Here is a 4129-nt window from a genome sequence, read left to right on the forward strand (position 1 = left end):
TTGTAAGCTCAATCGCCCCTTGCTTGAATTCGCTTGTATACCTTCTTTTGGTTAACACCATTTCAACACCTCTTTCCTATAAGTTTTTTTCGGATCTGGGTGTCTACTTTCTTAGGGGAGGATCATTACAAGAAAAAAATGCGGTGATTCTTTAACATTTGTTTTCGATAATAAATCTATTTTAACTCAATTAAAAGAATTTCCAGAGCCAATGGGTCAAGCGGCAAATAATATATGTGATGATTTAAAAATATTTACTAAAGCAGGGATAGGTATTATTGGTACAAATTTCACACGCACCGAATTTCAAGAATGCAAATCTTTGACAGTGCAAATGTATGATTAATTTAGTAAATGAGAATTTAATGAAAATAATTAAGAACACTTTATTATTTTTCAAATTAGAATCTGTAAATTTTGACATGCATAATTGTAAATAACCTTATTTTTAAGAAATGATATAAGGATAAAATAATTTTTTTAATATTAAATATGAACGTTTTCTTTTTTCCAATATTCTTTATTTCCAAATGCAGGGTGAATCATTAAAGTATCCGTACCATCTATTTGTATTGGGTATATTTCTTTTATATTTAAAAGGCTTTCCATGTATTTTCGAACCATTAAAATATTCGATGCAATTGTTTGAGAAAAATTTACATTTGATTTTGTTTGAATGGCATAAGATAATAATTCACTGTCATTTAATTTTTTTAAGTAATGATATTTGTCATCAAGCTCTTTTTTTGAAATAGCACAAATTTCATTTGTATTTTTTACTTCAGAATAGTTGTAAACTTTAAAATTCTGATCATCCTTCGAAAGAGTCTCTGGTATTGAAATAGATAATAATCCGCCAATGACATAAAAATTCTTATTTTGAATAAATAAAGAGTTAAAATTTTCTTTAATATAATTATTTTCAGTAACAGAATTTAATATTTTTTTATTTATATGCAATTCACTTTCATTTTCTAAAAAATCATAATCATGAATTGGGTTAAATGAATTAAGGGAGTTATTGGAATCCATTTTTGATTTAAGGAAACTAGCAAATGTTGCTGATCCTAATGATGTTCCTATTACATATACACCATCAACAGAAAATTGATTTCTTTTAAAATTAGTATCAAGAGCTGTAAGTTGAGTAGAGCCTCCTCCTATGTCCCAAACGACTGCATTATTCTGATCAAATCCATTTAATTTTATAATAGGATAAAAGCCATATAAGGCTTCTTCTTTTTGGTTTAATCTTTTAATTAATAATCCGTCAACCGTAGTTGAAAGTTGGGTTTTTGCGTCTTCCCAATTTTTTGCTTTTCGAAAAGCTTCTGTCATGATTCCTCGCCATGCGTTAACTTTACAATGAGTGCCACATTCTTCTTCTAATTTTTGAAGGGCTTCTATTGTCATGAGCTTCATGGCATCCATGCCTTTATTTATTATTTTTTGTGAAAACATTTTTGAATTAGAATCGTTTAAATCTTGAGAGTATTTCACTGCTATACTTGATTTATAATAAACTTTTTCAATATTAATTTTATCATTATCACATATTCTTACTTTTGAAATTTGAAGTTTTGTAGATCCTGATCCAATATCAAATCCTCCTCTTATTTCACTTTGGCAAGTTATTATTTTATTTTGAATATTAGATGCACATGATGTTAAAAGTAGATTAGTTAAAACTATCGTAATTTTTTTTGTTTTTTTCATAAGACTCACAATGTTCTTGTTTATGATAATAAAGTAATAAATAATAATTTATATTTTTTATATTCCACAACAATTCGTGGAATAAGTTTTGCTTATTTGTATATTTAATTGTTGTCAAGGTGATTCATTTAATTCATATTAGAGTTATTATCTTAATGAATTCGATAAAAGAAAATAAAAAAATAAGTGAAATTTTATGTTATAATAAATCCATAAACTTGATTTGAAATAACATATACCAATTGTTTTCTTTTCCAACAATCCAGCCATAGGATAGGGCGGGATATAATTGAAACCCTTTTATATCAACAGTCATTGAGCTTCCGATACTTGCGCTTGTTAAGGCGTCATAAGTTGAAAAATCTTTATTAGTAGAAACACCGCCTCTTGTTAAAGAAACAAAGCCACGTAAATTGTCTAAAAATGAAATTAAAAACTTTTTTTCAAATGAGGGATATATTGGAAAATCATAACTAACTGTCCCAGAATAACTCCAATATCCTGATTTTAATTCAAATAAAGACCCTGATCCAATAATGGGATAACTCACATAGTTTAGAGAAGTTGTACTTCCTAAAATATAAGTTTGATAGGGAGAATATATTTCTTTGATATTTAAATTATTTTCTCCTTGTGTTGTCGATATTTTTCCTAATAAAGATAAATTTTGTTTGTAAAATTTAAAAGTACTATTTATGGAAGAATTTAAATTATAATAATCTATAGTTCCTGTATTATTTCCTGCTGAATCTTTGGAATCTCCTAAACCATTATATTTTCCAACACCAAAAGAGATATCTGTAAACCAATTTAGCCATTCCCCATTCGTAGTGTTTTTTCTTGCTAAATAAAATCCGGTATCAAATAAATTAAAAGTAAATAAACCCGTTGCGCTTGCAATATATGTATTTTGCGCTCCAACACTTTTTGGTGCTGTTGCCAAATTTGAATAGGTTGAAAGACTATAAATAGAAAATGTGCTTTGAAAAGATGATGGATAAGGCCTAAAAATCCAGCTTCCCGATACACTTAATCCTGTTTGCTGAAGATAATTATAATATCTTGTTTTTGTGTTATCTGAATATGTTTCATAATAGCCATTAAAAAAAGGGGAGGCAAATAATGAAAAAGAAAAACTATCTAAAAATCTATTATTTATATATGTAATTGCTCCACTAGGGGCATTTAGGAAAAAATTATAGCCACCAAAAATTTGGACTCGGTATCTTTCCATTTCATCGGATAATGGAAAAGCAAATAATCCAATGCTTGGTCCTCCTAAAAAATCTGCTAAAGCATAGGGATATGCAAATAAAAATTGAGAGCGGTATGTTGCAGGAAGTGCAGTGAAATTAGAGGATGAGATATTATTATTTTGTTCACCAACTATTTTTTCTATTTTTGCATTTTCTTCGCTTATATGATTTTCAAATAATTTAAGATCGCTTGCCAATAATTTTTCTTTTTGTTCATTATATATATTTAAATAGGGCGGTTTATAGATTTCAAAATTTGGAAAATTTAAAAAATTTGATTTTTTATCTTGTTTTAATTGCCAATTTTTAAAATTTTCTTTTGCTTTATCTAAGTCTATTTTTTGTAAATCATATTTACCTTCTTTATAAACCCAGGCCGAAATATATTTCTCTGTATTTTGAGAAAAGGATCCTATGGATTCAATCCAATCAGGAAAGGCTGCAATAGGTTTTATTTGTTTATTTGGAGAGTAATCTACAAAAGACATGACTCTATCCCAAGAAACTAGAGCTCTTAAAGTTCCATCTTTTAAAATAAAAGCATCTTTCATATGTAGAATGTTTTTCGATATAAACTCTTTTTTCTCACCATTTTCACAAATTTTATCTATAGATGTCCCTTTTAAATCATTGTCTATTAATACAGAAATACAGTTTGTATTTTCTGATTGATAGTTTTTTATAAATTTAATGGTTGCAGGAAAATGATATTGAGTTATATATTTTATTTCATTTGTTAATGAATTGAATAAATATATATTAGGATCTCCATTTATACTTACAGATATTGCAAAATGATTCATTCCTAAATATTGAATTTGGTCGATATAATAAGGGTTTTTTTCATTAGAAAAAGGAATATATTTTTTATTAAATATATTTTCATTTGAAATTTTAGAAATATCTCCTTTGAAGGAAAATAATATAAGTTCATGTCCCATTTTTCCATTTGAAAATTTCTTTAAATTCGTCGTTAAAAAATTTCCGTTATTTTGATTACTGATATCAAAAATAGGGGACCCATTCACTTTAAGAGGTATTCTTACTTCTTTTTTTGTATTAAAATCTTTAAAAAATAGAGAACTATGATCTTCCCCCAATTTTATAGACACAATTAACCGACCTTTTTCATTGGTCTAGTTATTTCAAATATAACT

At 27.0% G+C, this 4129-nt stretch carries 3 protein-coding genes; 1 reads left to right on the forward strand and 2 read right to left on the reverse strand.

The genetic code is table 11. The features are described 5' to 3' along the window. Window positions 1-211: 211 nt before the first annotated feature. On the forward strand, window positions 212-346 hold the full coding sequence (locus ACIQ56_RS15260; protein WP_397601905.1) for a hypothetical protein: 135 nt from the start codon (window positions 212-214) through the stop codon (window positions 344-346). A gap of 140 nt (window positions 347-486) precedes the next feature. Here ACIQ56_RS15260 and ACIQ56_RS15265 read toward each other — a convergent pair whose 3' ends face one another. Both ACIQ56_RS15265 and ACIQ56_RS15270 read right to left on the reverse strand, forming a co-directional pair. Further along, the gene (locus tag ACIQ56_RS15265) at window positions 487-1716 is read right to left on the reverse strand and encodes a hypothetical protein (RefSeq protein WP_397601906.1); all 1230 of its coding nucleotides are present in this window, start codon (window positions 1714-1716) and stop codon (window positions 487-489) included. 199 nt (window positions 1717-1915) lie between these two features. After that, the gene (locus tag ACIQ56_RS15270; RefSeq protein WP_397601907.1) at window positions 1916-4084 is read right to left on the reverse strand and encodes a hypothetical protein; all 2169 of its coding nucleotides are present in this window, start codon (window positions 4082-4084) and stop codon (window positions 1916-1918) included. Window positions 4085-4129 lie beyond the last annotated feature (45 nt).

The sequence above is a fragment of the Silvanigrella sp. genome (assembly GCF_044369315.1).
GTDB lineage: Bacteria > Bdellovibrionota_B > Oligoflexia > Silvanigrellales > Silvanigrellaceae > Silvanigrella.

Bases quoted from the DNA above. Each gene is read 5' to 3' on its own strand.
- ACIQ56_RS15260 (WP_397601905.1), top strand. From the start codon at position 212: ATGGGTCAAGCGGCAAATAATATATGTGATGATTTAAAAATATTTACT.
- ACIQ56_RS15265 (WP_397601906.1), bottom strand. From the start codon at position 1,716: ATGAAAAAAACAAAAAAAATTACGATAGTTTTAACTAATCTACTTTTA.